The organism is Nonomuraea maritima, from assembly GCF_900100395.1.
In the GTDB taxonomy this organism is placed as follows: Bacteria; Actinomycetota; Actinomycetes; order Streptosporangiales; family Streptosporangiaceae; genus Nonomuraea; species Nonomuraea maritima.
Genome location: NZ_FNFB01000006.1, coordinates 43,109 through 64,954 on the forward strand (window position 1 = coordinate 43,109; position 21,846 = coordinate 64,954).

21 protein-coding genes are annotated in these 21,846 nt (G+C 71.0%); 14 read left to right on the forward strand and 7 right to left on the reverse strand.

All coding sequences use genetic code 11. From position 1 onward, the window contains the following. Window positions 1–430 precede the first annotated feature (430 nt). Window positions 431–1,654, forward strand: a complete 1,224-nt coding sequence (locus BLR04_RS12720; RefSeq protein WP_090763192.1) for a M20 family metallopeptidase — start codon at window positions 431–433, stop codon at window positions 1,652–1,654. 62 nt (window positions 1,655–1,716) lie between these two features. Here BLR04_RS12720 and BLR04_RS12725 read toward each other — a convergent pair whose 3' ends face one another. Further along, window positions 1,717–3,597, reverse strand: coding sequence for a Xaa-Pro dipeptidyl-peptidase (locus BLR04_RS12725; protein ID WP_090763195.1), 1,881 nt, complete (start codon window positions 3,595–3,597; stop codon window positions 1,717–1,719). Between the two features lie 303 nt (window positions 3,598–3,900). On the opposite strand from BLR04_RS12725, the gene BLR04_RS12730 reads away from it, so the two are divergent. The 6 genes from BLR04_RS12730 to BLR04_RS12755 all read left to right on the forward strand — a co-directional run bounded on the left by BLR04_RS12730 (window position 3,901) and on the right by BLR04_RS12755 (window position 10,743). Next, window positions 3,901–4,977 carry a BMP family lipoprotein gene (locus BLR04_RS12730; protein ID WP_090763199.1) on the forward strand — a complete coding sequence of 359 codons (1,077 nt, stop codon included), beginning with the start codon at window positions 3,901–3,903 and terminating at the stop codon, window positions 4,975–4,977. 78 nt (window positions 4,978–5,055) lie between these two features. Further along, the gene (locus BLR04_RS12735) at window positions 5,056–6,681 is read left to right on the forward strand and encodes an ABC transporter ATP-binding protein (protein WP_090763202.1); all 1,626 of its coding nucleotides are present in this window, start codon (window positions 5,056–5,058) and stop codon (window positions 6,679–6,681) included. After that, the gene (locus BLR04_RS12740) at window positions 6,681–7,805 is read left to right on the forward strand and encodes an ABC transporter permease (RefSeq protein ID WP_090763205.1); all 1,125 of its coding nucleotides are present in this window, start codon (window positions 6,681–6,683) and stop codon (window positions 7,803–7,805) included. The genes BLR04_RS12735 and BLR04_RS12740 overlap by 1 nt, the downstream gene beginning before the upstream one ends. Then, entirely contained in the window at window positions 7,802–9,076 is a 1,275-nt protein-coding gene (locus BLR04_RS12745) for an ABC transporter permease (RefSeq protein WP_090763206.1), read from the forward strand. The genes BLR04_RS12740 and BLR04_RS12745 overlap by 4 nt, the downstream gene beginning before the upstream one ends. Beyond that, the gene (locus BLR04_RS12750) at window positions 9,073–9,468 is read left to right on the forward strand and encodes a cytidine deaminase (RefSeq protein WP_090763209.1); all 396 of its coding nucleotides are present in this window, start codon (window positions 9,073–9,075) and stop codon (window positions 9,466–9,468) included. Before BLR04_RS12745 ends, BLR04_RS12750 begins: the two co-directional genes overlap by 4 nt. After that, window positions 9,469–10,743 (forward strand): thymidine phosphorylase, encoded by a 1,275-nt coding sequence (locus BLR04_RS12755; protein ID WP_090763212.1) that lies wholly within the window; start codon window positions 9,469–9,471, stop codon window positions 10,741–10,743. A 4-nt stretch (window positions 10,744–10,747) separates the two neighbouring features. On the opposite strand, the gene BLR04_RS12760 is transcribed toward BLR04_RS12755, so the two are convergent. Beyond that, entirely contained in the window at window positions 10,748–11,134 is a 387-nt protein-coding gene (locus tag BLR04_RS12760) for a MarR family winged helix-turn-helix transcriptional regulator (RefSeq protein ID WP_090763215.1), read from the reverse strand. An 85-nt stretch (window positions 11,135–11,219) separates the two neighbouring features. Here BLR04_RS12760 and BLR04_RS12765 point away from each other — a divergent pair, with 85 nt between their 5' ends. The 7 genes from BLR04_RS12765 (at window position 11,220) to BLR04_RS12795 (ending at window position 16,861) form a co-directional block, all read left to right on the forward strand. After that, a complete protein-coding gene (locus tag BLR04_RS12765) occupies window positions 11,220–12,632 on the forward strand; it encodes an MFS transporter (protein ID WP_090763218.1) in 1,413 nt (470 codons plus the stop codon). Window positions 12,633–12,699: 67 nt separating this feature from the next. Next, complete coding sequence (locus BLR04_RS12770) at window positions 12,700–13,347, forward strand: AMIN-like domain-containing (lipo)protein (protein WP_090763221.1); 648 nt, start codon at window positions 12,700–12,702, stop codon at window positions 13,345–13,347. A gap of 5 nt (window positions 13,348–13,352) precedes the next feature. Further along, on the forward strand, window positions 13,353–13,703 hold the full coding sequence (locus BLR04_RS12775) for a cupin domain-containing protein (RefSeq protein ID WP_090763225.1): 351 nt from the start codon (window positions 13,353–13,355) through the stop codon (window positions 13,701–13,703). Between the two features lie 27 nt (window positions 13,704–13,730). Then, complete coding sequence (locus BLR04_RS12780; protein ID WP_090763228.1) at window positions 13,731–14,804, forward strand: adenosine deaminase; 1,074 nt, start codon at window positions 13,731–13,733, stop codon at window positions 14,802–14,804. Further along, complete coding sequence (locus BLR04_RS12785) at window positions 14,801–15,415, forward strand: PH domain-containing protein (protein WP_143022025.1); 615 nt, start codon at window positions 14,801–14,803, stop codon at window positions 15,413–15,415. The genes BLR04_RS12780 and BLR04_RS12785 overlap by 4 nt, the downstream gene beginning before the upstream one ends. Before the next feature lie 10 nt (window positions 15,416–15,425). Next, window positions 15,426–16,364, forward strand: a complete 939-nt coding sequence (locus BLR04_RS12790; RefSeq protein ID WP_090763234.1) for a sigma-70 family RNA polymerase sigma factor — start codon at window positions 15,426–15,428, stop codon at window positions 16,362–16,364. An 11-nt stretch (window positions 16,365–16,375) separates the two neighbouring features. After that, the gene (locus BLR04_RS12795; protein WP_090763861.1) at window positions 16,376–16,861 is read left to right on the forward strand and encodes a GyrI-like domain-containing protein; all 486 of its coding nucleotides are present in this window, start codon (window positions 16,376–16,378) and stop codon (window positions 16,859–16,861) included. Between the two features lie 36 nt (window positions 16,862–16,897). Here the strand turns inward: BLR04_RS12795 and BLR04_RS42300 are convergent, their stop codons facing one another. The 5 genes from BLR04_RS42300 to BLR04_RS12815 all read right to left on the reverse strand — a co-directional run bounded on the left by BLR04_RS42300 (window position 16,898) and on the right by BLR04_RS12815 (window position 21,839). Further along, entirely contained in the window at window positions 16,898–17,029 is a 132-nt protein-coding gene (locus BLR04_RS42300; protein WP_281191416.1) for a hypothetical protein, read from the reverse strand. 69 nt (window positions 17,030–17,098) lie between these two features. After that, entirely contained in the window at window positions 17,099–18,733 is a 1,635-nt protein-coding gene (locus BLR04_RS12800; protein WP_245740209.1) for a phospho-sugar mutase, read from the reverse strand. After that, window positions 18,730–19,533, reverse strand: coding sequence for a purine-nucleoside phosphorylase (locus BLR04_RS12805; protein WP_090763236.1), 804 nt, complete (start codon window positions 19,531–19,533; stop codon window positions 18,730–18,732). Before BLR04_RS12805 ends, BLR04_RS12800 begins: the two co-directional genes overlap by 4 nt. A gap of 3 nt (window positions 19,534–19,536) precedes the next feature. Next, on the reverse strand, window positions 19,537–20,853 hold the full coding sequence (locus BLR04_RS12810; RefSeq protein ID WP_090763240.1) for a M20/M25/M40 family metallo-hydrolase: 1,317 nt from the start codon (window positions 20,851–20,853) through the stop codon (window positions 19,537–19,539). Further along, window positions 20,850–21,839, reverse strand: a complete 990-nt coding sequence (locus BLR04_RS12815; RefSeq protein WP_090763243.1) for an Lrp/AsnC family transcriptional regulator — start codon at window positions 21,837–21,839, stop codon at window positions 20,850–20,852. The genes BLR04_RS12810 and BLR04_RS12815 overlap by 4 nt, the downstream gene beginning before the upstream one ends. Window positions 21,840–21,846: the final 7 nt, after the last annotated feature.

Below are 21,846 nucleotides of genomic sequence, written 5' to 3' on the forward strand. Positions count from 1 at the left end.
TGATGACCATGACAGAAGGTGACAGGATTCGGAATCGGGAACCACGTTTGGGAGTGAGTGCATCGGGTCACGATCTACTGATCCCTTGTGACTATTTCCGGGTCAGCCAAAGCCGTACGGAACGTGACCACCTGCGGTTACGGACATGCCGTCGGACAACTTTTGGTGTATCTGTCGCCGGGAAGTCGCGCGAGAGCGATAAAGTCGAAGCATCGCCATCGGGCTCACGGCCGACCGCTGTGCTCCCGGTCCGCGGCGGCACTCGCGACTCATGTATCGCGGAGCCCATGCTGACGATCTCGCGCACCGACACCAGCGGGTGTGTTTTTTGATTCGCCGAGCGGCCGGGGATGGAGCGTTATTTCAGCGCATGAGCCGCGATGGCCTGGCACAGAGCGGGGCGCGTGGCATTCGGACAGGACGGTGACATATGCGGGGACGTGAGCTTCGGGGCGAACTCGACGCGTTCCTTGCGGACAACGAGCAGGATCTCGTGGCGTTCCGCCGCGATCTCCACATGCACCCCGAGCTGGCATTCGCCGAATACCGCACGACGCAGCGCATCGCCGAGCGGCTCACCGCCGCCGGGCTCAACCCCTCGGTGCTGCCGCGCGGCACGGGGCTGATCTGCGACGTGGGCAGCGGCGACGGCCCGACCATCGCGCTGCGCGCCGACATCGACGCCCTGCCGCTGCAGGACGAGAAGGACGTGCCGCACCGCTCGACCGTGCCCGGTGTCTGCCACGCCTGCGGTCACGACGTGCACACCACGGTCCTGCTCGGCACCTCGCTCTTCCTCGCCCAGCAGGCCGCCGCCGGTCTGCTGCCCGGCAGGGTCCGCCTGATCTTCCAGCCCGCAGAAGAGCTGCCCGGCGGGGCGCTCGAGGTCATGGCCCACGGCGGCATCAGCGGCGTCGAGCGCATCTTCGGCCTCCACTGCGACCCGCGGGTCGACGTCGGGCAGCTCGGGCTGCGCACCGGCCCGATCACCTCCGCCTGCGACAAGCTCGTCGTCCGGGTCTCGGGGCCCGGTGGCCACACCGCGCGTCCCCACCTCACCGCCGACCTGGTCTTCGCGCTGGCCAAGATTCTCACCGAGCTGCCCGCCGCGCTGTCGCGCCGCGTCGACCCCCGCTCCTCGCTCAGCCTCGTCTGGGGCAAGGTCGAGGCCGGCTCCGCGGCCAACGCGATCCCCGACGACGGCGTGGCCGAGGGCACCATCCGCTGCCTCGACGAGGAGGCATGGCACGCGGCCCCCGACCTGATCAAGTCGCTGCTGGAGTCGGTGGCGGGCGCCTACGGCGTCGAGGCCACGATGGACTACAAGCGCGGCGTGCCGCCGGTCGTCAACGACGAGGTCAGCGTCGAGATGCTGGCCGAGGCGGCCGAGCGGGCGCTGGGCGCGGGCGCGGTGGTGCCCACCCAGCAGTCGCTCGGCGGCGAGGACTTCGCCTGGTACCTCGAGTCCATCCCCGGCGCGTTCGCCCGGCTCGGCACCCGCACGCCGGGCGGCCTCACGTACGACATCCACCAGGGCACCTTCGACGTCGACGAGACGGCGATCGCGATGGGCGTGCGGGTCATGGCCACCACGGCGCTCAGCTCGCTGTGGGGGGCCGGGTCGCTCGACTCGGTCACCAGCGCCATGGCCTGACCTGGTCCGACTTCGCGTAACGGCCCGCCGCTAAGAGAAGCTCACGCGGCGGGCCGTTTTCGCTAGTGGAGCTTGCCGTTCGAGACGGGCAGCTTCAGCTCGGAGTGCTTCGGCGAAACCGTGATCTCGGTGCCCGCGGGGTAGCGCAGGGTGTAGTCGTAGTCGGTCGACAGGATCACCAGGCCCAGCCGGTGGCCCTTCTTGAAGGTGTAGTCGGTCGGCTGGAAGTCCCAGGTGAACTTGTAGTCCTTGCCCGGGCGCAGCGCCTCGGTCCGGTCGGCGCGGTTCCGGTTGCGGACGTCGAGCCAGCCCCTCGTGACGATCTTGTACGGGGTGCTGGCCGTGCCGAGGGTCCGCAGCGTCGTGCAGCCGCTGTCACCGGGGATGCTCTCGCCGTAGCAGTAGCTCTCGCCCGTCGAGACCAGGGAGCCGGTCGGGCGCACGTCGGTGCCGTAGTCCACCAGCAGGGCCGTCAGGTACGGCGACGAGCCGTTCTTCAAGGAGGCCCGCACCGAGACGGTCGGCGTGCCCGAGATCCGCACGTCGTCGCGGAGCGTCTGCGTCGTGTACGCGAGCCGGTTCGGGTCGGTCCCGGTGGCCTCGACGAGCTGCTCGGCCGTCCTCGTGTTCTGGTCGACGAAGGTCTCGTCGCGGGCGTGCGGGTCCTTGCGGGTGTCGAGCTTCGCGCCGGAGCCCGGGTGCAGCGTGGCGGGCTTGGTGCCCTTCGGCGGCCACGACGTCTCCTGGGTCCACGTGCCGACCTGGGTCTCCACGTCGGCCTGCGGCTCGCGCATAATGCCCGAGTCGATGCCCTGCAGCCAGTAGTCGAACCAGCCGTGCAGCTGGCGCAGCCACTCGGCGGTGCGCAGGTTGAAGGGGCTCATGTGGGTGCCCTGGTGCAGCCAGATCTTGCGCGGCACCTGGCGCTCCGACAGGGCGTACCACCACTGGGCGAACTGCTTGGTCTTGACGTTCCAGTCGTTGAGGCCGTGCACCACGAACACGCTGGCCTTGACCTTGTCGACGTCGTTCAGGTAGTTGCGGGCGTCCCAGAGGTCGCTGTAGTCACCCGTGATCCGGTCCTGGTCGACGGTGAGCTGGTCGAGCTGGGCGCCGCAGACCTCCTGGCCGTTCTCCCTGGTCAGGACGTACTTGGCGAGCACGTCGAGGTCCTCGCCCTGGTAGCCGCCGGGCGCCACGACGCCGCCGTTGGCGCGGTAGTAGTCGTACCAGCTGGAGATCGCGGCGATCGGGACGATCGTCTCCAGGCCCTTGACGCCGGTCGCGGCGACCGCGTTGGGCAGCGTGCCGTTGTACGAGACGCCGATCATGCCGACCTTGCCGGTGGACCAGCTCGCGTCGACCGGGTTGCCCTCGGCGTCGAAGCCCTTGGCGCGGCCGTTCAGCCAGTCGATCGCGGCCTTGGGGCCGGCGGTCTCGTTGACGTCGCCGCTGGTCGGGCAGCCGGTGGCGCGGCCGCTGCCGATGTTCTCCACCAGGGCGACGGCGTAGCCGCGGGGCACGAAGTAGTTGTCGTAGTAGCCGTCGAACGGCACCGGGTCGGGCTGCGTGACCTGCTTGCGTAGGGTCGCGATCGGGTTGCCGTTCTCGTCGACGTCCACGGGGTGGTTCGCGACGTCGTTGCCGCCGGCGTAGTAGGGGCTGGACTCCATGATGACCGGGACCTTGAGGCCCTGCTCGGTCTCCTTGGGGCGAAGGATGTCCACGGCCACCCGGTCGGGCTTGCCGTCGTGGTCGCTGTCGGTCCCGGCGACCTCGACGTACACCGTCTGGAAGATGGCGTCGGCCCGCGAGAAGACGGGCTGGGTGGCGTTGTTCTCGATCTTGAGGGTGGGGGTGTCTGCTGAGGCTGGGGTGGTGCCGGTCATGGTCGCGGCAAGTAACGCGACCAGCGGCACGGAGAGTGCCTTCCAGGGACGCATACGGTCTCCGATGTGAAGTTGATCTGTCGGAGAAATCTCCCCACATGATCGGCCTTGAGGGCAAGGGGGCAAAGTTGTCCAAATGCTGGGTACCATTTTGGATGCCGCGCCCGATCTGTCTGAATCTGGCTTCAGGTCACGGACTCGAGTGATGTCGGTAACGGAGCGGTTGCGACCCTGTGTATGGATTTGGTATCCCCTGGTCATGCAACTATCTTCCGTGCAGATGCCGCACGTTCTCTTTCGCGCCCGCGATGAGTTCCTGACGGCGGCGCAAGACGGCGTGAAGGGAAAGGGGTCGCCTTGCTCGGCAAGGGATTCAACAAGGTTGCGTTCGGTGCGGTGGCCGGCGTTCTGCTCATGGCCGCCGCCGCGTGTGGTGGCAGCAGCAGCGGCGGTGGCACCACGGCCAGTGAGGAGCCCGCGGCCGGCGGCGCGAGCAGCAGCAGCGCTCCGCTCAAGGTCGGCCTCGCGTTCGACGTCGGCGGTCGTGGCGACAAGTCGTTCAACGACGCCGCGTACGCCGGCCTCGAGAAGGCCAAGGCCGAGCTCGGCGCCGACATCAAGGAGCTGAGCCCCGCGGCCGACGGATCCAACCGTGGCGACCTGCTGCGCCAGCTGGCCGACGCCGGCTACAACCCGATCATCGGTGTGGGCTTCGCCTACGACGCCGACATCAAGGCGACCGCGGCCGAGTACCCCGACATCCAGTTCGCCGTCATCGACTCCGCCTCCAGCGGCCCGAACGTGACCGGCCTGCTCTTCGCCGAGGAGCAGGGGTCCTACCTCGCGGGCGTCGCGGCGGCGGCCAAGTCGAAGAGCGGCCACGTCGGCTTCGTCGGCGGTGTCGAGAACGCCCTGATCAAGAAGTTCGAGGCGGGCTTCGACGCGGGTGTGAAGTCGGTCAAGCCCGACGCCAAGATCGACGTCTCGTACCTCACCCCCGACGGTGACTTCTCCGGCTTCAGCGCTCCCGACAAGGGCAAGATCGCGGCCGAGAAGATGTACCAGGACGGCGCCGACATCGTCTACCACGCGGCCGGCGACTCGGGTCTCGGCGTCTTCCAGGCCGCCGCGGCGGCCGGCAAGAAGGCCATCGGCGTCGACTCCGACCAGCGCCAGACGATCACCGAGACCAACCTGCAGAACGTCATCATGACGTCCATGCTCAAGCGGGTCGACGTCGGCGTCTTCGAGTTCATCAAGGCCTTCCAGGGCGGCGCCAAGGGCGGCCAGAACGACACGTACGACCTGAAGGTCGACGGCGTCGGCCTCGCCACCACGGGCGGCGAGATCGACGACATCAAGGACCAGCTCGACAAGGCCAAGCAGGGCATCGTCGACGGGACGATCACTGTTCCCACCACGCCGGAGAGCTGATGACGCTGTGACGACCGAGGGCCCGGAGTCCCCGTACTTCGGGCCCTCGTTCTGTACAGCCCCTACAGGAGAGGCGACATGAGTGCTGACACCCTGGCCACGGCGCAGCCCGCCGTAGAGCTGGAGGGCATCACCAAACGTTTCCCCGGCGTCGTCGCGAACCACGACATCCGCATCACCGTCCAGCCCGGCACGGTGCACGCCATCGTGGGAGAGAACGGCGCGGGCAAATCCACCCTGATGAAGATCCTGTACGGCATGCAGCGGCCGGACGAGGGGACCATCAAGGTCAACGGCACGCCGGTCTCGTTCCGTACGCCGAGCGACGCCATCGAGGCCGGGATCGGCATGGTGCACCAGCACTTCATGCTCGCCGACAACTTCACCGTGCTGGAGAACATCGTCCTCGGCGCCGAGCCGAAGCGGTTCGGCAAGCTCGACCGGGCCGGCGCGCGTGAGCGCATCACCGGGCTGGCCGAGACCCACGGCCTGCGGGTCGACCCCGACAAGCTGGTGGAGAACCTCGGCGTCGGCGAACGCCAGCGCGTCGAGATCCTCAAGGTGCTCTACCGCGGCGCCCGCATCCTCATCCTCGACGAGCCGACCGCCGTCCTCGTGCCGCAGGAGGTCGAGGAGCTCTTCCAGAACCTGCGCGAGCTCAAGGACGAGGGCCTCACGGTCATCTTCATCTCCCACAAGCTCGACGAGGTGCTCGGCATCGCCGACGCGATCACCGTCATCCGGCGCGGCACCACGGTCGCCAGCGTCGACCCCCGCGAGGTCACCGCGCGTCAGCTCGCCGAGCTGATGGTCGGCAGCGAGCTGCCCACCCCCGAGACCCGCGAGTCCACGGTGACCGACACCGTCGCGCTGACGGTCGCCGGGCTGACGATGGAGGCCGACGGCCACCGCCGCGTGCCGAAGGGCACCTCCGTCAGCCAGTACGTCGACAAGCTGCGCGCGGACGGCGTCCGCCTGCTCCTCGACGACGTGTCGTTCGAGATCCGCAAGGGCGAGATCCTCGGCATCGCCGGCGTCGAGGGCAACGGCCAGAGCGAGCTCATCGAAGCGATCATGGGCATCCGCCCCACGCACGGCGCCGTCACGCTGAACGGACGCGACATCAGCGCGTGGTCCACGCTGCAGCGCCGCGAGTCGGGCATCGGTTACATCCCCGAGGACCGCCACCGCCAGGGGCTGCTCCTGGAGGCGCCCCTGTGGGAGAACCGCGTCCTCGGCCACCAGACCAGGAAGCTCGTTCCCGGCAAGGCCGACAAGAGCAGGGGCCTGTGGGTCGACCGCAAGGCCGCCAAGGCCGACACCGAGCGCATCATCCGCGACTACGACGTCCGCACCCCCGGCGTCGACACCCTCGCGCTGGCGCTGTCCGGCGGCAACCAGCAGAAGCTGATCGTCGGACGTGAGATGAGCGGCGAGCCGTCGTTCCTCATCGCCGCTCACCCGACGCGCGGCGTCGACGTGGGCGCCCAGGCCGCCATCTGGGACCACCTGCGCAACGCGCGCGCCGCGGGCCTCGCCGTGCTGCTCATCTCCGCCGACCTGGACGAGCTGATCGGCCTGTCCGACACCATCCACGTGATCTACCGGGGCCGGCTCGTGGCCGCCCTCGACCCGTCCGACGTCACGCCCGAGCGGCTGGGCGGCTACATGACCGGCGCCATCGCCGGACCTGAGGAGGCGTGATGCCCTCCGGGCTCAACCGGGCGCTGCTCACCCTCGCGGGCGCCGTCGTGGCCATCGTCGTGGCCATCGCCGTCTGCAGCGTCGCGATCGTCGCGGCGGGCGGCGACCCGCTGCACGCGCTGGCGGCGTTCTTCGACTTCGGCGCCACCGACCGCGCCCAGGCCAACGGCATCGCCACGCTGTTCAACCGGGCGGTGCCGCTGTTCATCGCGGGTCTCGCGGTGGCGATCGGCTTCCGCATGAACCTCTTCAACATCGGCGTCGAGGGCCAGTACCGCATCGCGGCCATCTGCGCGGCGTACGTGGGCTCCACCTTCGTGGCGCCGGCGCCGATCCAGATCGCGGTGATCATCATCGTGGCGATGGTGGTCGGCGGCCTGTACGCGCTCATCCCCGCGGTGATGAAGGTGACCAGGGGCGTGAACGAGGTCATCTCCACGATCATGCTCAACTACATCGCCATCAACGTCTCCGCCTACCTCGTGCGCGGCCCCTTCACCGGTGAGCGCGCCGAGGGTCAGCTGACCGTCAGCACGCAGCCGCTGCCCCCGTCGGGCATGTTCCCCGACCTCAACTTCGTGTTCGGGTGGTTCGGCCTGCCGGCCCCGACGCGCGAGGGCGGTCTGTGGGGCTTCCTCGTCATGGCGATCGTGCTCGGCGTGGTGATCTGGGCGGTGCTGGAGCGCACGAAGTTCGGCTTCGCCATCAAGGCCAGCGGGCTCAACGACTCCGCGGCCCAGGCGGCAGGCATCGACGCCAAGCGCATGGTGATCGCGGCGATGGTCTTCTCCGGCGCGATCGCCGGCCTCATCGGACTGCCCGAGATCCTCGGCTCCACGGGCTCGTTCGGCACCACGTTCACCTCAGGGCTGGGGTTCCTCGGCATCGCGGTGGCGCTGCTCGGCCGTAACAAGCCCGCCGGCATCGCGGTCGCCGCGCTGCTCTTCGCCTTCCTCGACCGGGCGCAGGGCGCGCTGCAGTTCGCGAACATCCCGCCCTCCGTCATCGAGATCATCCAGGGCGCGATCGTCCTGCTGGTCGTGGTGGCCAACGAGGTGACCAACCGGTTCGCCCTCAGGCTTGAGGAGCGGCGGGCCGCCAGGCAACTGAAGGTGACAGCATGACCAGGGTCGGCAAATACCATCTGGCGCTCATCGGGGTCGCCGCGCTGCTGCTGCTGATGTCGCTCGTCCGCGTCGTGACGGGCCAGGACGACATCACCTCCTCCGGCACCTTCTCCGCCGCGCTCGTGCTGGCGGTGCCGATCGCGCTGGCCGGTCTCGGCGGCCTGTGGGCCGAGCGGGCCGGCGTGGTCAACATCGGTCTCGAAGGCATGATGGTGCTCGGCACCTGGTTCGCCGGCTGGGCCGGGTACCAGTGGGGCCCCGTGGCGGCGCTCGTCGCCGGCATGCTCGGCGGCGCGCTCGGCGGGCTGCTGCACGCCATCGCCACCGTGACTTTCGGCGTCGACCACATCATCAGCGGCGTCGCCATCAACCTGCTCGGCCCCGGCGTGACCCGCTTCCTGTCGGAGGTGCTCTACCGGGAGGGCTCCGCGGCCTCGCAGGCGGGCGGTGCCATCACCACCTCACCGCCGATCAGCGGCCGCCCGTGGGAGCCCAGCCTGCCGATCCTCTCCGACGGCCCCGACCTACTGGGCAAGCTGGAGAGCACCCACTGGTTCCTGCTGTCGGACGTGGCCGGCATCCTGCGCGGACTCACCCACAACGTGAACGTGCTGGTCCTGCCCGCCGTCCTGCTGCTGCCGATCACCGTCTACGTGCTCTGGCACACCGCCTTCGGCCTGCGGCTGCGCTCGGTCGGCGAGAACCCGTGGGCCGCCGAGTCGCTCGGCGTGAACGTCTACCGGGTCAAGTACATCGCGGTCATGATCTCCGGCGCCTTCGCCGGGCTCGGCGGCGTCTTCCTGGTCTTCTTCTCCACCAAGTACGTCGAGGGCCAGACGGCGGGCCGTGGCTTCATCGGCCTCGCCGCCATGATCTTCGGTAACTGGCGGCCCGGCGGGCTCGCCGTCGGTGCCGGCCTGTTCGGCTACGCCGACGCCCTGAGACTGCGCAGCTCGAACTCGGGGGCGGTCACCTCGCTCCTGCTCGTCGGCGCGGTGCTGCTGCTGGCCTACCTGGTCATGCAGGCCCGCAAGCTCATGTCGTCCGATCTGGACGCGAGAAACGCCAGGCAGTACACGGTGATGGCGTTCGCCGCCCTGGGCATGGTCGGCTTGTTCTGGCTGTGGCTCACGGTCGACCGGCTGCCGAGTGAACTCGTCTTCATCACGCCACACGTGCTCACGCTGCTCGTGCTGCTGGTGGCATCGCAACGCCTGCGGATGCCCAAGGCCGACGGCGTGATCTACCGCAGAGGGGAACAGCATTGAACATCGACTGGGACGCGCTCAGGGCCGCCGCCGAGGAGGCCATGCGGAACGCGTACGCGCCGTACTCGAAGTTCCCCGTGGGGGCGGCCGCGCTCGTGGACGACGGCCGCGTGGTCACCGGCTGCAACGTCGAGAACGCCTCCTACGGCCTCGGCCTGTGCGCCGAGTGCGGCCTGGTGTCCGCGCTGCAGGCCACGGGCGGCGGGCGGCTGGTGGCGTTCACCTGCTGTGACGGCCACGGCGAGCTGCTCATGCCGTGCGGGCGCTGCCGCCAGCTGCTGTACGAGTTCGGCGGCGAGGACCTGCTGGTCGAGACCGAGGACGGCCCCAAGCGGATGGCCGAGATCCTGCCGTACGCGTTCGGCCCCCAGGACCTGAGCCGGAGCGCCTGAGTGGACGCGATCGAGGTCATCCGGGCCAAGCGTGACCACCACGAGCTGACCGACGCCCAGATCGACTGGGTGATCGACGCGTACACGCGCGGCGAGGTCGCCGACGAGCAGATGTCGGCGCTCGCCATGGCGATCCTGCTGAACGGCATGAACCGGCGCGAGATCGCCGCCTGGACGCAGGCCATGATCCGTTCCGGTGAGCGGATGGACTGGTCGGCGCTCGACCGGCCCACGGCCGACAAGCACTCGACCGGAGGCGTCGGCGACAAGATCACGCTGCCGCTTGCGCCGCTGGTGGCGGCGTGCGGCGCATTCGTGCCGCAGCTGTCGGGGCGCGGCCTCGGGCACACCGGCGGCACCCTCGACAAGCTGGAGTCGATCCCGGGCTGGCGGGCCTCGCTGTCCAACGACGAGATGCTCGACGTCCTGCGCACGGCGGGCGCCGTCGTGTGCGCGGCCGGCTCCGGCCTCGCTCCCGCCGACAAGAAGCTGTACGCCCTGCGCGACGTCACCGGCACGGTCGAGTCGATCCCGCTCATCGCGTCGTCGATCATGTCGAAGAAGATCGCCGAGGGCACCGGGGCGCTCGTCCTCGACGTGAAGGTGGGCTCCGGCGCGTTCATGAAGACGACCGAGACCGCCCGCGAGCTGGCCGAGACCATGGTCGCGCTCGGCACCGACGCGGGGGTGCGCACGGTCGCGCTGCTCACCGCCATGGACCGGCCGCTCGGGCGGGCCGTCGGCAACGCGCTGGAGGTCGAGGAGTCGGTCGAGGTGCTGGCCGGCGGCGGCCCCGCCGACGTCGTGGAACTCACCGTACGGCTGGCGCGCGAGATGCTGGAGGCCGCCGGGGTGTCGGGCAAGGACCCGGCCAAGGCACTGCAGGACGGCTCCGCCATGGACGCCTGGCGACGCATGATCGCGGCCCAGGGCGGCGACCCCGACGCGCTGCTGCCCCGCGCCGCCGAGACCATGACCGTGGAGGCGCCGGAGTCTGGCGTGCTGACCCGGCTGGACGCGTACGCGGTGGGGCTGGCCGCCTGGCGGCTCGGCGCCGGACGGGCGCGCAAGGAGGACCCGGTGTCGCCGGGAGCCGGCGTGATGCTGCACGCCAAGCCGGGCGACCTCGTACGCGCGGGTCAGCCGCTGCTGACCCTGCACGCCGACGAGACGGCCCGCTTCGCCCGCGCCATCGAGGCCCTGGACGGCGCCTACGCGGTGGGCCCGGCCTCGCGGCCCCAGCTGCCGCTGGTCATCGACCGCATCACCGCCTGACCCGTCAGCGGGTCAGGGCCGGGGCGTCGCCGAAGATCTCGCAGAGGACGGCTCGCTGCGTGGGGAGTGCCTCCGCGTGGCGGGCGCGTCCCGCGTCGGTGATGCAGACGAAGACGCCCCGGCGGTCGTCCTCGCACGCCCCGCGCTTGACGAGGTCGGCCTTCTCCAGGCGGGCCACCACGCGGGAGAGCGCGCTCTGGCTCAGGTGGACCTCGTCGCAGAGCTCCTGGATGCGCAGCTGCCGGTCGTGGTGGACGATCCGGTCGAGCACCTCGAACTCGCTGGCCCCGAGGCCGTGCCGCTCGCCCAGCTCGCGTTCCAGCGCACACATGGCCTTGCTGTGTGCGGACAGGACGTACTGCCAGGTGTCCACGACGATCTGCTCGTCCATGGGCGGAGGTTACCACTATCGATCGATGTATGCAAATGCATTAAATGCATTTGCATTAGATGAACGTGCATGTATCTTTCATGCCATGTCCCCAACCTCCTCACGCTCTCGCTGGAGCGCGCTCGCCGTGCTCTGCGCCGTGGTGTTCCTCGACGCCCTCGACGTCTCGATGGTCGGCGTCGCCCTCCCGGCGATCCAGCACGACCTGAGCCTCGACACCTCCTCCCTGCAGTGGGTGGTCAGCGGTTACGTGCTCGGGTACGGCGGCCTGCTGCTGCTCGGGGGCAGGACCGCCGACCTGCTCGGGCGGCGCAAGGTGTTCCTCATCGCCCTCGCGGTCTTCGCCGTGGCGTCGCTGTTCGGTGGTGTGGTCGACGACGGCGGCTGGCTGATCGCCGCCCGCTTCGTCAAGGGCGTGGCCGCCGCCTTCACCGCCCCCGCGGCCCTGTCGATCATCACGACGACCTTCCCCGAGGGGCCGGAGCGCAACAAGGCGCTCAGCATCTTCACCGCCTGCGGCGCCAGCGGCTACTCGCTCGGCCTCGTGCTGTCCGGCCTGCTGACGGAGATCGGCTGGCGGTGGACGCTGCTCATGCCGGTGCCCGTCGCGATCGTCGCGCTGGTCGCCGCGCTGAAGGTGCTGCCGCGCGGCCGCGAGGAGCGGGCCGAGGGCGGCCACGACCTCGTCGGCGCCGTGACCATCACCGCGTCCATGCTGCTGCTGGTCTACACCGTCGTGCAGGCGCCCGAGGCCGGCTGGGCCTCCGTTCGGACGATCGGCTCGCTGGTCGCCGTCGCCGCCCTGCTCGGCGTGTTCGTGCTGACCGAACTGAGGGTGAGGCACCCGCTGGTGCGCCTCGGCATCCTGCGCTCCGGCCACATCGTGCGGGCCAACCTCGGGCTGGTCATCCTCATGGGCTCGTACGTGGCCTTCCAGTTCGTGGCCATGCAGTACTTCCAGAACATGCTGGGCTGGTCGGCCCTCGGCACCGCCATGGCGTTCCTGCCCGCCGGCCTGCTCGTCGCGGTCACCTCGACCAAGATGGGCGACTTCGCCGACCGGTTCGGCACCGGCAAGCTCATCGTCATCGGCGCCGCCGCCCTGGCCGGCGGGTACGCGATCTTCCTCGGCATCGACCGGAACCCCAGCCTGGGCGGCATGGTGCTCCCGGGTATGGTCCTGCTGGGCATCGCGTTCGCGCTGTCGTTCCCGTCACTGAACATCCAGGCCACCACCGGCGTGGACGACGACGAGCAGGGGCTGGCCTCCGGGCTGCTCAACACCTCGGGTCAGGTGGGCGGCGCGATCGTCCTCGCGGTCGTGACCGCGGTGCTGACCTCCGGCGGCGAGGGGACGCCGTCCATCGGGTCGCTGCGCGCGGCCATCGTGGTCTCGCTCGTGCTCGCCCTGGTCGGGCTCGCCATCTCGGCGACCGGCCTGCGCGGCCGCAAGCCGGTCGCGCCGCCGGAGCCTGAGCCGGCGTACGAGACCGTCTGAGTCCTGGGGCCATACCGATTGGGCGTGTCGCGGCTTGCGGGGCCGGGGGGTGGGGCATCTACCCGGCATGCGCTCGCCATCCCAGCCCGCAGGCCGGAAACCGCGCTGCCGGGTGCCCGGCCCGCCGCTCCGACTCGCCCTGGCCGCCGGGCTCACGGTGGTGACCGCCTGCGGCACCGCCCCGCAGACCGTCCTGCCCGAGACGGCCCAGCCCGAGACGACGCTGCCCGAGACGACGCAGCCCGAGCTCGGGTCACCGAGCCCCGGCTCCCCGGCGCCCGACGCGGCGATGAGCACCGCCGAGGTCGAGGTCGAGCGCGGCGGCACGGAGCCCGCCGTGGTGAAGGCGGTCCGCTACGCCTCCCACGGCACGTTCGACCGGCTCGTGGTCGAGCTCGACGGAGGCGTCCCCGGCTACACCGTCCGCTGGGTCGACGAGCTCGTCCACGACGGCTCCGGCCGTCCCGCCGACGTGAGCGGCGGCGCGTTCCTGCAGCTCACGCTGTTCCCCGCGCGCGCCCACGACGAGCAGGGACGGCTCACCTGGAAGGGCGGCCCGGTCTACCCGGCGAAGCTCGGCAACGTGAGCGACGTCGTCCGCACCGGCGACTTCGAGGCGCAGGTCGGCGTCGCCCTGGTGCTCGGCAGGAAGGCCCCCTTCAAGGTCACCGAGATGGGGTCGCCGAACAGGCTGGTCATCGACGTGGCACACTGACCTGCGTGGTGAGAAAGATCGAGGGCCCGGCCCGTATCCCCGTTCCCGGTGGCAAGGTGATCGACGAGCACGTCGGCCGGGTGGCCGGCGGCGACGAGGCGATCTCCATCGCCCACATGACCGCCCCACCCGGCTGGGACGAACCGCCCCAGACGCCGTCGTTCACCGAGTACACCGTCGTCCTGCGCGGCGTCGTGCTCGTCGAGCACGACGGGGACGTCACCCGGGTCGAGGCCGGCCAGACGGTGGTGACGTCGCCGGGGGAGAAGGTCCGCTACAGCGCCGGGCCGGAAGGCGCCGAGTACATCGCCGTCTGCCTGCCCGCGTTCTCCCCGGAGGGCGCGGGCCGCGACTGAGCCGGCGGATGCTCATATCATGGCCAGATGAGCCCCACGCTTGACGAGATCCGGCGGGCTCCCAAGGTTCTGCTCCACGATCACCTCGACGGCGGGCTCCGCGCCGAGACGATCGTCGAGCTCGCCAGGGAGTCCGGCTACGAGCGGCTGCCCACCCGCGACCCCGACGACCTGCGCCAGTGGTTCGAGGAGGCGTCCGACTCCGGATCGCTCGAGCGCTACCTGGAGACGTTCGCGCACACGGTCGGCGTCATGCAGACCCGTGAGTCCCTGGCGCGGGTCGCCGCCGAGTGCGCCGAAGACCTCGCCGCCGACGGCGTCGTCTACGCCGAGGTGCGCTTCGCGCCCGAGCAGCACACCTCCATGGGCCTGAGCCTCGACCAGGTGGTGGAGGCCGTGCTGGAGGGCTTCGAGCGGGGCTCGCGCGGACGCGAGATCCGGGTCGGCACCCTGCTGACCGCCATGCGCCACCAGGCCCGCTCCCGCGAGATCGCCGAGCTCGCGGTGCGCTACCGCGACGGCGGCGTGGTGGGCTTCGACATCGCCGGCGCCGAGGCGGGCTACCCGCCCACCCGCCACCTCGACGCCTTCGAGTACCTGCAGCGCGAGAACGCCCACTTCACCATCCACGCGGGCGAGGCGTTCGGCCTGCCGTCGATCTGGCAGGCCATCCAGTGGTGCGGCGCCGACCGGCTCGGCCACGGGGTGCGCATCATCGACGACATCTCCGTGTCCGGCGACGGCGGCACCAAGCTGGGGCGGCTCGCCGCGTACGTCCGCGACAAGCGCATCCCGCTCGAGATGTGCCCGACGTCGAACCTGCAGACCGGAGCTGCCGCGTCGATCGCCGAGCACCCGATCGGGCTGCTGCGGCGGCTGCACTTCCGGGTCACCGTCAACACCGACAACCGGCTCATGAGCTCGACCAGCCTGTCGCTGGAGTTCGCCAAGCTCGTCGAGGCGTTCGGCTACGACTGGGACGACCTGCAGTGGTTCACCGTCAACGCCATGAAGTCGGCGTTCCTCCCGTTCGACGAGCGGCTCGCGCTGATCAACGGCGTGATCAAGCCAGGGTTCGCACAGATCAAGTGGCAGCCGTGAAACAGACCTACCGTTCCAGGGCCTCGTTCGTGCTGGGCTGGGTGTGGCTGGCGTTCGTCGCGGTCAACGTCTACGACCTGATCGCCCGCTACACCGGCAAGGCGTCGCTGGTGGCGCTCGCCGTGCTCGCGGTGCTGACGGCGTTCGTGTACGCCGTCGCGCTGCGCCCGGCCACCGTGTTCACCGAGGGCGGTCTGGTGGGGCGCAACCCGTTCCGCACCACGTTCGTGCCGTGGGCCGCGATCGACGAGGTGACGGTCTCGCACGCCATTTCCGTCCACCACGGCGACGAGGGCCGGTTGCGGCTCTGGACGCCGATGAGCAGCGCCCGCGAGCGGGCCAAGGCGCAGCGGCGGCGCGGCGCGCCCCCGGCGCGCGGCGGGCGTTTCCCGACCGAGGCGACGCTGCCGAAGGGCGAGCAGGCGGCCCTGGAGGCGTTCGCGGGCAAGACGCATGCCGACTACGTGGGCGAGCAGATCCGCGAGCGCGCCGAGGCTGCCCGCCTGCGCGACGAGACCGCCGCGCAGGTCCGCACGACGTGGGCGTACGACGCCATCGGCCTGGTCGTGGCGACGATCGTGCTGCTGGTCGTCGCCATCGCCGTCCCCTAGCGGCCCGGAGATGCCTTCCCAGGAGCTCGCCGCGGACCACGCCCACGGCTTCGAACCGCACCGGGCCGAGCTGACCGGCTACTGCTACCGCATGCTGGGCTCCGGCTTCGAGGCCGAGGACGCGGTGCAGGAGACGTTCGTCAAGGCGTTACGGACGTACGACCCGGCCAGGGGGCAGCTGCGGCCGTGGCTGTTCCGGCTCGCCACGAACGTCTGCCTCGACATGCTGCGCGGCCCCCAGCGCCGCGCCCGCGCCATGGACCTCGCGCCCGCCGCCGTGCCCGGAGCCGAACTCGGCGTCCCGCTCCCGGAGAGCCGGTGGGTCCAGCCGGTGCCCGACGCCCGCGTCCTCGACCCCGCCGACCTGGTGGTCACGCGCGAGACGGTGCGGCTGGCGTTCGTGGCCGCCCTCCAGCTGCTGCCGCCCCGGCAGCGCGCGGTGCTCGTCCTGCGTGACGTGCTGAGGTGGAGCGCCGCCGAGACGGCGGGCCTGCTCGGGACGAGCGTCGCCGCCGTCAACAGCGCCCTGCAGCGGGCGCGGGCCGCGCTGCCGGCGACCCGGGAGACCGACACCGAGGTGGACGAGGCGCTGCTGGACCGCTACGTGTCGGCGTTCGAGCGCTACGACGTGGCCGCGCTCGTGTCCCTGTTACGTGCGGACGCGATCTCGTCCATGCCGCCGTTCACGTGGTGGCTGCGCGGACGGGAGAGCATCCACGCGGTGCTGAGCGCCTCCGGCGCGCCCTGCGCGGGCTCCCGTCTCGTCCGTACGCGGGCCAACGGCTGTCCCGCCTTCGGGCAGTACCTGAACGGCGAGGCGTTCGCCCTGGTCGTCATGGAGGTCGAGGGTGGTCTGATCGCGGAGCAGACGACCTACCTCGATCCGGGACTGTTCCCCTTTTTCGGCCTGCCGATGAGTTCTGAGGGCTTGCCTCGTACTGACGGGTGAAGGAGGAATTCATGCCACAAATCATCGAAGTTCCTGAGCGTCCGTACCTCGGGGTGCGCGCGACCGTCACCACGACCACGTTCGCCGTGGTGGCCGACCGCATCGGCGAGATCGTCGGCCGGCTCGCCGCGCGCGGCCACCAGCCCGCCGACGCCCCTTTCATCCGGTACGAGAGCATCGACCTGGCCGCGGACCGGTTCGTGGTGCAGGCGGGGGTGCCGGTGCGGGAGCCGGTGGACGGGGAGGACGACGTCTTCGCCGCCACGCTCCCGGCGGGCCGCTACGTGACGGAGACCCACCACGGCCACCCCGGCCGGCTGGCCGACGTCGTCGTGTCCGTCCTCGCGTGGACCACCGGCCAGGGCCTGGCCCTGGACCTGACCGAGAAGGACGGCACCGAGCACTGGGGTTGTCGCCTGGAGATCTACCGGACCAACCCGATGGTGGACCCCGACCCCGACAACTGGGACACCGACCTGCAACTCCGACTAGCCTGACGCGTCCGGGCGGGCGTCGCCCCGCGCTTCGCCCGCCTACCGCCAGGCGTCGAGCAACTGCTCCGGGCCGATGTGCGTCACCCCGTCCGCCTCGCACCCACTACGCGAGATCGCGAAATATCGGCCGAGCGTCGCGAGTTCGCGGTCGCGTCCTATGAATCCGGCCATCGACCCTCCCGGGTCGAGCGTACGGCCAGATTTGGTGGTTCCACTTTTGGAACCGCCAGATCTGGTCGTCTACAGCGCGAGAGTATCGTCCCTGAGACTCTGCTCGATGGCGGAGAGTGCCCGGGTCGCCTGGGTGCGGGCCTCGGACACGTCGGTGGTGACCGGGACGACGACCTCCAGGTAGCACTTCAGCTTGGGCTCGGTGCCTGAGGGGCGGATGACGACGCGGGCGCCGTCCGACAGGTGGTAGCGCAGACCGTCGGTCGGGGGCAGGCCGCCGTCGCCGCGGGACAGGTCGTCGGCCCGCTCCACCGTGAGGCCGCCGAGCGTCTTCGGCGGCTCGGCGCGCAGGCGCGCCATGGCGTCGGCGATCAGCGACACGTCGGCCACCCGGAACGACACCTGCGCCGTCGCGTGCAGCCCGTGCCGCCGTGCCTGGTCGTCGAGGAGGTCCAGCAGCGTACGGCCGGCGCGCCGGGCCGCCGCCGCGATGCCGGCCACGGTCAGCGCCGCCGCGATGCCGTCCTTGTCGCGGACCGGCAGGCCGTCGCTGGTGCCGATGCTGTAGCCGAGCGCCTCCTCGTAGCCGAGGACCAGCCCTGGACCGGCCTTCGTGATCCACTTGAAGCCGGTCAGCGTCTCGCCGTAGCGGACGCCGTACGCCCGCGCGATCTTCGCGAGCAGGGTGGAGGACACGATCGTGGTCGCCACCAGGCGGTCGCCCGTGGTGTGGGCGAGCACGTGCTCGGCCAGCAGGCCGCCGACCTCGTCGCCGGTCAGCATGCGTACGCCGCCGTCCGGCAGCGGCACGCCCACCGCGCACCGGTCGGCGTCGGGGTCGTTGGCCAGCACCAGGTCGGCGCCCGTCCGCGCGGCCAGCGCGACGGCGAGGTCCATCGCGCCGGGCTCCTCCGGGTTGGGGAAGGCCACCGTGGGGAAGTCGGGGTCGGGGTCGCGCTGCTCGGCGACCGCGATCGGCGCCTCGAACCCGGCCGCCAGGAACGCCCGGGTCAGCACGTCCGCCCCGACGCCGTGCAGCGGCGTGTAGGCCACCCGCAGGTCGCGGGCGTCGCCGAGGGGGAGCGACGTCACGGCGTCGAGGTAGGCGGCGACGACGTCCTCGCCCAGCTCGACCAGCTCGCCGGGGCCGTTGAGGGGCAGCTCGTCCACGGGGCCCACGGCGTCGATGGCGGCCGAGATCTCCGCGTCGATCGGCGGCACGATCTGGGAGCCGTCACCCCAGTAGACCTTGTAGCCGTTGTCGCGCGGCGGGTTGTGGCTCGCCGTCACGGTGACCCCCGCGTCCGCACCGAGGTGGCGTACGGCGAAGGCCAGGACGGGCGTGGGCAGCGGCCGCGGCAGCAGCGAGGCGCGCAGCCCCGCCCCGGTCAGCACGGCGGCCGTGTCACGGGCGAACACGTCGGACTTGTGCCGGGCGTCGTAGCCGATGACCACGTGCTTGCCCGGCCCGAGCACCGCCGCCAGCCCGGCGGCGGCGCGCATGACGGTGACACGGTTCATCCGGTTCGGGCCCGCGCCCAGCTCGCCGCGCAGCCCCGCCGTGCCGAACTCCAGCTTGGCCGCGAACCGCTCGCGCAGGGCGGCGAGGTCCTGGCGTTCGATGAGGTCGGACAGCTCGGCGCGGGTGTCGGGGTCGGGGTCCTGGGCCAGCCAGTCGCGCGCCCGCGCCAGCAGGCCGCTCACAGGCGGTCCACCGCCTTCGCGAGGAGCACGCCCATGCGGGCGGCCGTGGCGCGGCCGACCTCCAGCACTTCCTCGTGGTTGAGCGGCTCGCCGGACAGCCCGGCCCCCGGGTTGGTGACCAGGGAGACGCCGAGCACCTCGAGGCCGGCCTCGCGGGCGGCGATGGCCTCCAGGACGGTGGACATGCCGACCATGTCGCCGCCCAGCGTGCGCAGCATGCGGATCTCGGCAGGGGTCTCGTACGTCGGGCCGCGGAAGGCGACGTAGACGCCCTCGGCGATGCCGGGGTCGATCTCGCGGACGAGGTCGCGCAGGCGGCGGGAGTAGACCTCGGTGAGGTCGATGAACGTGGTGCCGGTGATCGGGTTGGCCCCGGTCAGGTTGATGTGGTCGCTGATCAGGACCGGGTCGCCGACGTCCTGCGTCTCGGGACGCAGCCCGCCGGCGGCGTTGGTCAGCACGAGCGTTCGGACGCCGGCCGCCGCCGCCGTGCGCACGCCGTGCACGACCGCGTCGACGCCGAGGCCCTCGTACAGGTGCGTACGCCCGAGGAAGATCAGCGCGGTACGGCCCCCGGGGGTGCGGACGACGCGGATCGTGCCGCCGTGTCCCGCCACCGCCGGGGCGCGGAAGCCGGGCAGGTCGGAGAAGGCGATCTCGGTCAGGGTCTCGCCGATGGCGTCGGCCGCGGGCACCCACCCCGACCCCATGACGAGCGCCACGTCGAAGGTGTCGAGCGCCGCGGCGCTGCGCAGCGCCGCGGCGGCCTCGCCGGCCAGGGAGTATGCGTCTTTGGTCACGTCTCAGTAGTTTAGGAGCAGCCGGTCGAGCACCCGGACGCCGAACTGCAGCGCCTCCACCGGCACCCGCTCGTCGACGCCGTGGAACATCGACGCGAAGTCCATGTCGGCGGGCAGTCGCAGCGGCACGAACCCGAACCCGCGCACCCCGAGGTCGGCGAAGAACGTCTTGTTGTCGGTGCCGCCCGACATGCAGTACGGGATCGCCCGCGCCGTCGGGTCCTCGGCCTTCAGCGCCGCGATCATCGACTCGACCAGCGCGCCGTCGAACGTGGTCTCCAGCGCGATGTCGTGGTGGATGAACTCGCGCCGCACCTTCGGCCCGAGCAGCGAGTCGACCGTCTTGAAGAAGTCGTCCTCGAAGCCGGGCAGGAAGCGCCCGTCGACAACGGCCGTGGCCTGGCCGGGGATGACGTTGGCCTTGTAACCGGCGTCGAGCTGCGTCGGGTTCGTGGTGTGACGCAGCGTCGCGCCGACGAACCGGACGAGCGGCCCGATCTTGTCGAGGATCGGCTGCGGGTCGTTCTCGTCGAACGGGATGCCGAAGGCGTCGGCGACCTCGGTGAGGAACTGCCGCACCGTGGCGGTGTAGGTGAGCGGCCAGTCGTGCTCGCCGATCCTGGCCACGGCCTTGGCGAGCTCGGTGACGGCGTTGTCGGAGTTGAGCATCGAGCCGTGCCCGGCCGTGCCGTCGGCGATCAGCTTGAGCCACGACAGGCCCTTCTGCGCCGTCTCGATGAGGTAGAGCCGCAGCGACGGGTCGACCTCCAGCGAGTAGCCGCCGACCTCGCTGATCGCCTCGGTCACGCCCTCGAACAGCTCGGGGTGGTTCGCGGTGAGGTACTTGGCGCCGTACACGCCGCCGGCCTCCTCGTCGGCCACCCACGCGAAGACGATGTCGCGGCGCGGCTTGCGCCCCTCGCGCTTGAGCTGCCGCAGCAGGGCCAGCATCATCGCGTCCATGTCCTTCATGTCGACGGCGCCGCGGCCCCAGATGTAGCCGTCGCGCAGCTCGCCCGCGAACGGGTCGACCGACCAGTCGGCGGCGTTGGCGGGCACGACGTCCAGGTGGCCGTGGACGAGCAGCGCGGGCAGCGAGCTGTCGGAGCCCTCCACCCGGGTGATCACGTTGCCGCGCCCAGGCGCGCTCTCGATGTACGTGCCCTCGATGCCGACCTCGGCCAGCCTGGCCATGACGACCTCGGCCGCGGCGCGCTCACCGGGGCCGCTGCCGTCCCCGTAGTTGCTGCTGTCGGCGCGGATGAGCTCCACGCACAGGTCGGCGACCTCGTTCTCGGCGGCGGACAGGGCGGGTGTCATGGCGTCTCCCAACGGTGGTCCAAGGTGAGCAGTCCGGACTTGTGCAGATGACCGCGCTTGTAGGCGCGGGTGATCAGGGTGAGGTCGATGTCGGTGATCTCGTCGTGCCGGCCGACGACCCCGGTCAGGAAACGGTAGAGGTCGGCCTCGTGGGCCGCGACGACCTGCACGATGAGGGAGTGACTTCCGGTGGTCGCGGCACAGTAGCGCACGTCGGGGTGCGCGGCCAGCTGCCGGCCGGCGCGGTCGAGGCCGTGCGGACGGGCCTTCAGCCAGAGCATCGCCTCGACCTCGAGCCCGAGCAGCGCGGGCTCCACCTCGGCGCGCGGCAGCAGCAGCCGCCGCTCGATCAGCGAGGTGAGCCGTCTGCGGGCGGTCGGCAGCGAGAGCCCCAGCCGTTCGGCGACCGCGGTGAACGCGATGCGCCCGTCGGCGACCAGCAGGTCGGCGATCTGCTGCTCCAGCGGCGACAGGCCGTCCTCGTCGGGCAGGCACGCCGGAGGCAGCGCCGGCCGCAGCTCGGCCACCTCCTGCTCGGTCAGACAGGGAGCGTGCCACTCCGCCACCGTACGGAACGTGTGCAGCACGACCTGCGCCTGGGTCCGCTCGATCCCGTCGATGCCGGTGAGCTGCTCGGACAGGATGCGGTGCAGGTCCTCGCGGGTGGGCGCGACCAGCTCGCAGCCGATGTCGGCGGCGCCGGTCAGCGTGTAGACCGACCGGGTGTCGTGCCGTTCGGCCAGCGCCCCGGCCACGTGGCCGGCGGCGCCCGGCCGTACCTGGACGTGCAGGTGCACCGGGCGTCCGTGGCCGGTGCGCAGGTCGTCGTGGATGGCGGTGACCCGGACGACGCCGTCGGCGATCAGCCGCTGCAGCCGCCGGGCGACCGTGCGTTCGTGCTCGCCCACGGCGCGACCGATCTCGCCCCAGGAGGCGCGCGGGCTCACCTGCAATGCGGCGACGAGCCGCCGGTCGAGAACGTCCACCTGAAGC

Bases quoted from the DNA above. Each gene is read 5' to 3' on its own strand.
- BLR04_RS12770 (WP_090763221.1), top strand. From the start codon at position 12,700: ATGCGCTCGCCATCCCAGCCCGCAGGCCGGAAACCGCGCTGCCGGGTG.
- BLR04_RS12735 (WP_090763202.1), top strand. From the start codon at position 5,056: ATGAGTGCTGACACCCTGGCCACGGCGCAGCCCGCCGTAGAGCTGGAG.
- BLR04_RS12720 (WP_090763192.1), top strand. From the start codon at position 431: ATGCGGGGACGTGAGCTTCGGGGCGAACTCGACGCGTTCCTTGCGGAC.
- BLR04_RS12740 (WP_090763205.1), top strand. From the start codon at position 6,681: ATGCCCTCCGGGCTCAACCGGGCGCTGCTCACCCTCGCGGGCGCCGTC.
- BLR04_RS12810 (WP_090763240.1), bottom strand. From the start codon at position 20,853: ATGACACCCGCCCTGTCCGCCGCCGAGAACGAGGTCGCCGACCTGTGC.
- BLR04_RS42300 (WP_281191416.1), bottom strand. From the start codon at position 17,029: ATGGCCGGATTCATAGGACGCGACCGCGAACTCGCGACGCTCGGCCGA.
- BLR04_RS12780 (WP_090763228.1), top strand. From the start codon at position 13,731: ATGAGCCCCACGCTTGACGAGATCCGGCGGGCTCCCAAGGTTCTGCTC.
- BLR04_RS12790 (WP_090763234.1), top strand. From the start codon at position 15,426: ATGCCTTCCCAGGAGCTCGCCGCGGACCACGCCCACGGCTTCGAACCG.
- BLR04_RS12725 (WP_090763195.1), bottom strand. From the start codon at position 3,597: ATGCGTCCCTGGAAGGCACTCTCCGTGCCGCTGGTCGCGTTACTTGCC.
- BLR04_RS12760 (WP_090763215.1), bottom strand. From the start codon at position 11,134: ATGGACGAGCAGATCGTCGTGGACACCTGGCAGTACGTCCTGTCCGCA.
- BLR04_RS12765 (WP_090763218.1), top strand. From the start codon at position 11,220: ATGTCCCCAACCTCCTCACGCTCTCGCTGGAGCGCGCTCGCCGTGCTC.
- BLR04_RS12745 (WP_090763206.1), top strand. From the start codon at position 7,802: ATGACCAGGGTCGGCAAATACCATCTGGCGCTCATCGGGGTCGCCGCG.
- BLR04_RS12795 (WP_090763861.1), top strand. From the start codon at position 16,376: ATGCCACAAATCATCGAAGTTCCTGAGCGTCCGTACCTCGGGGTGCGC.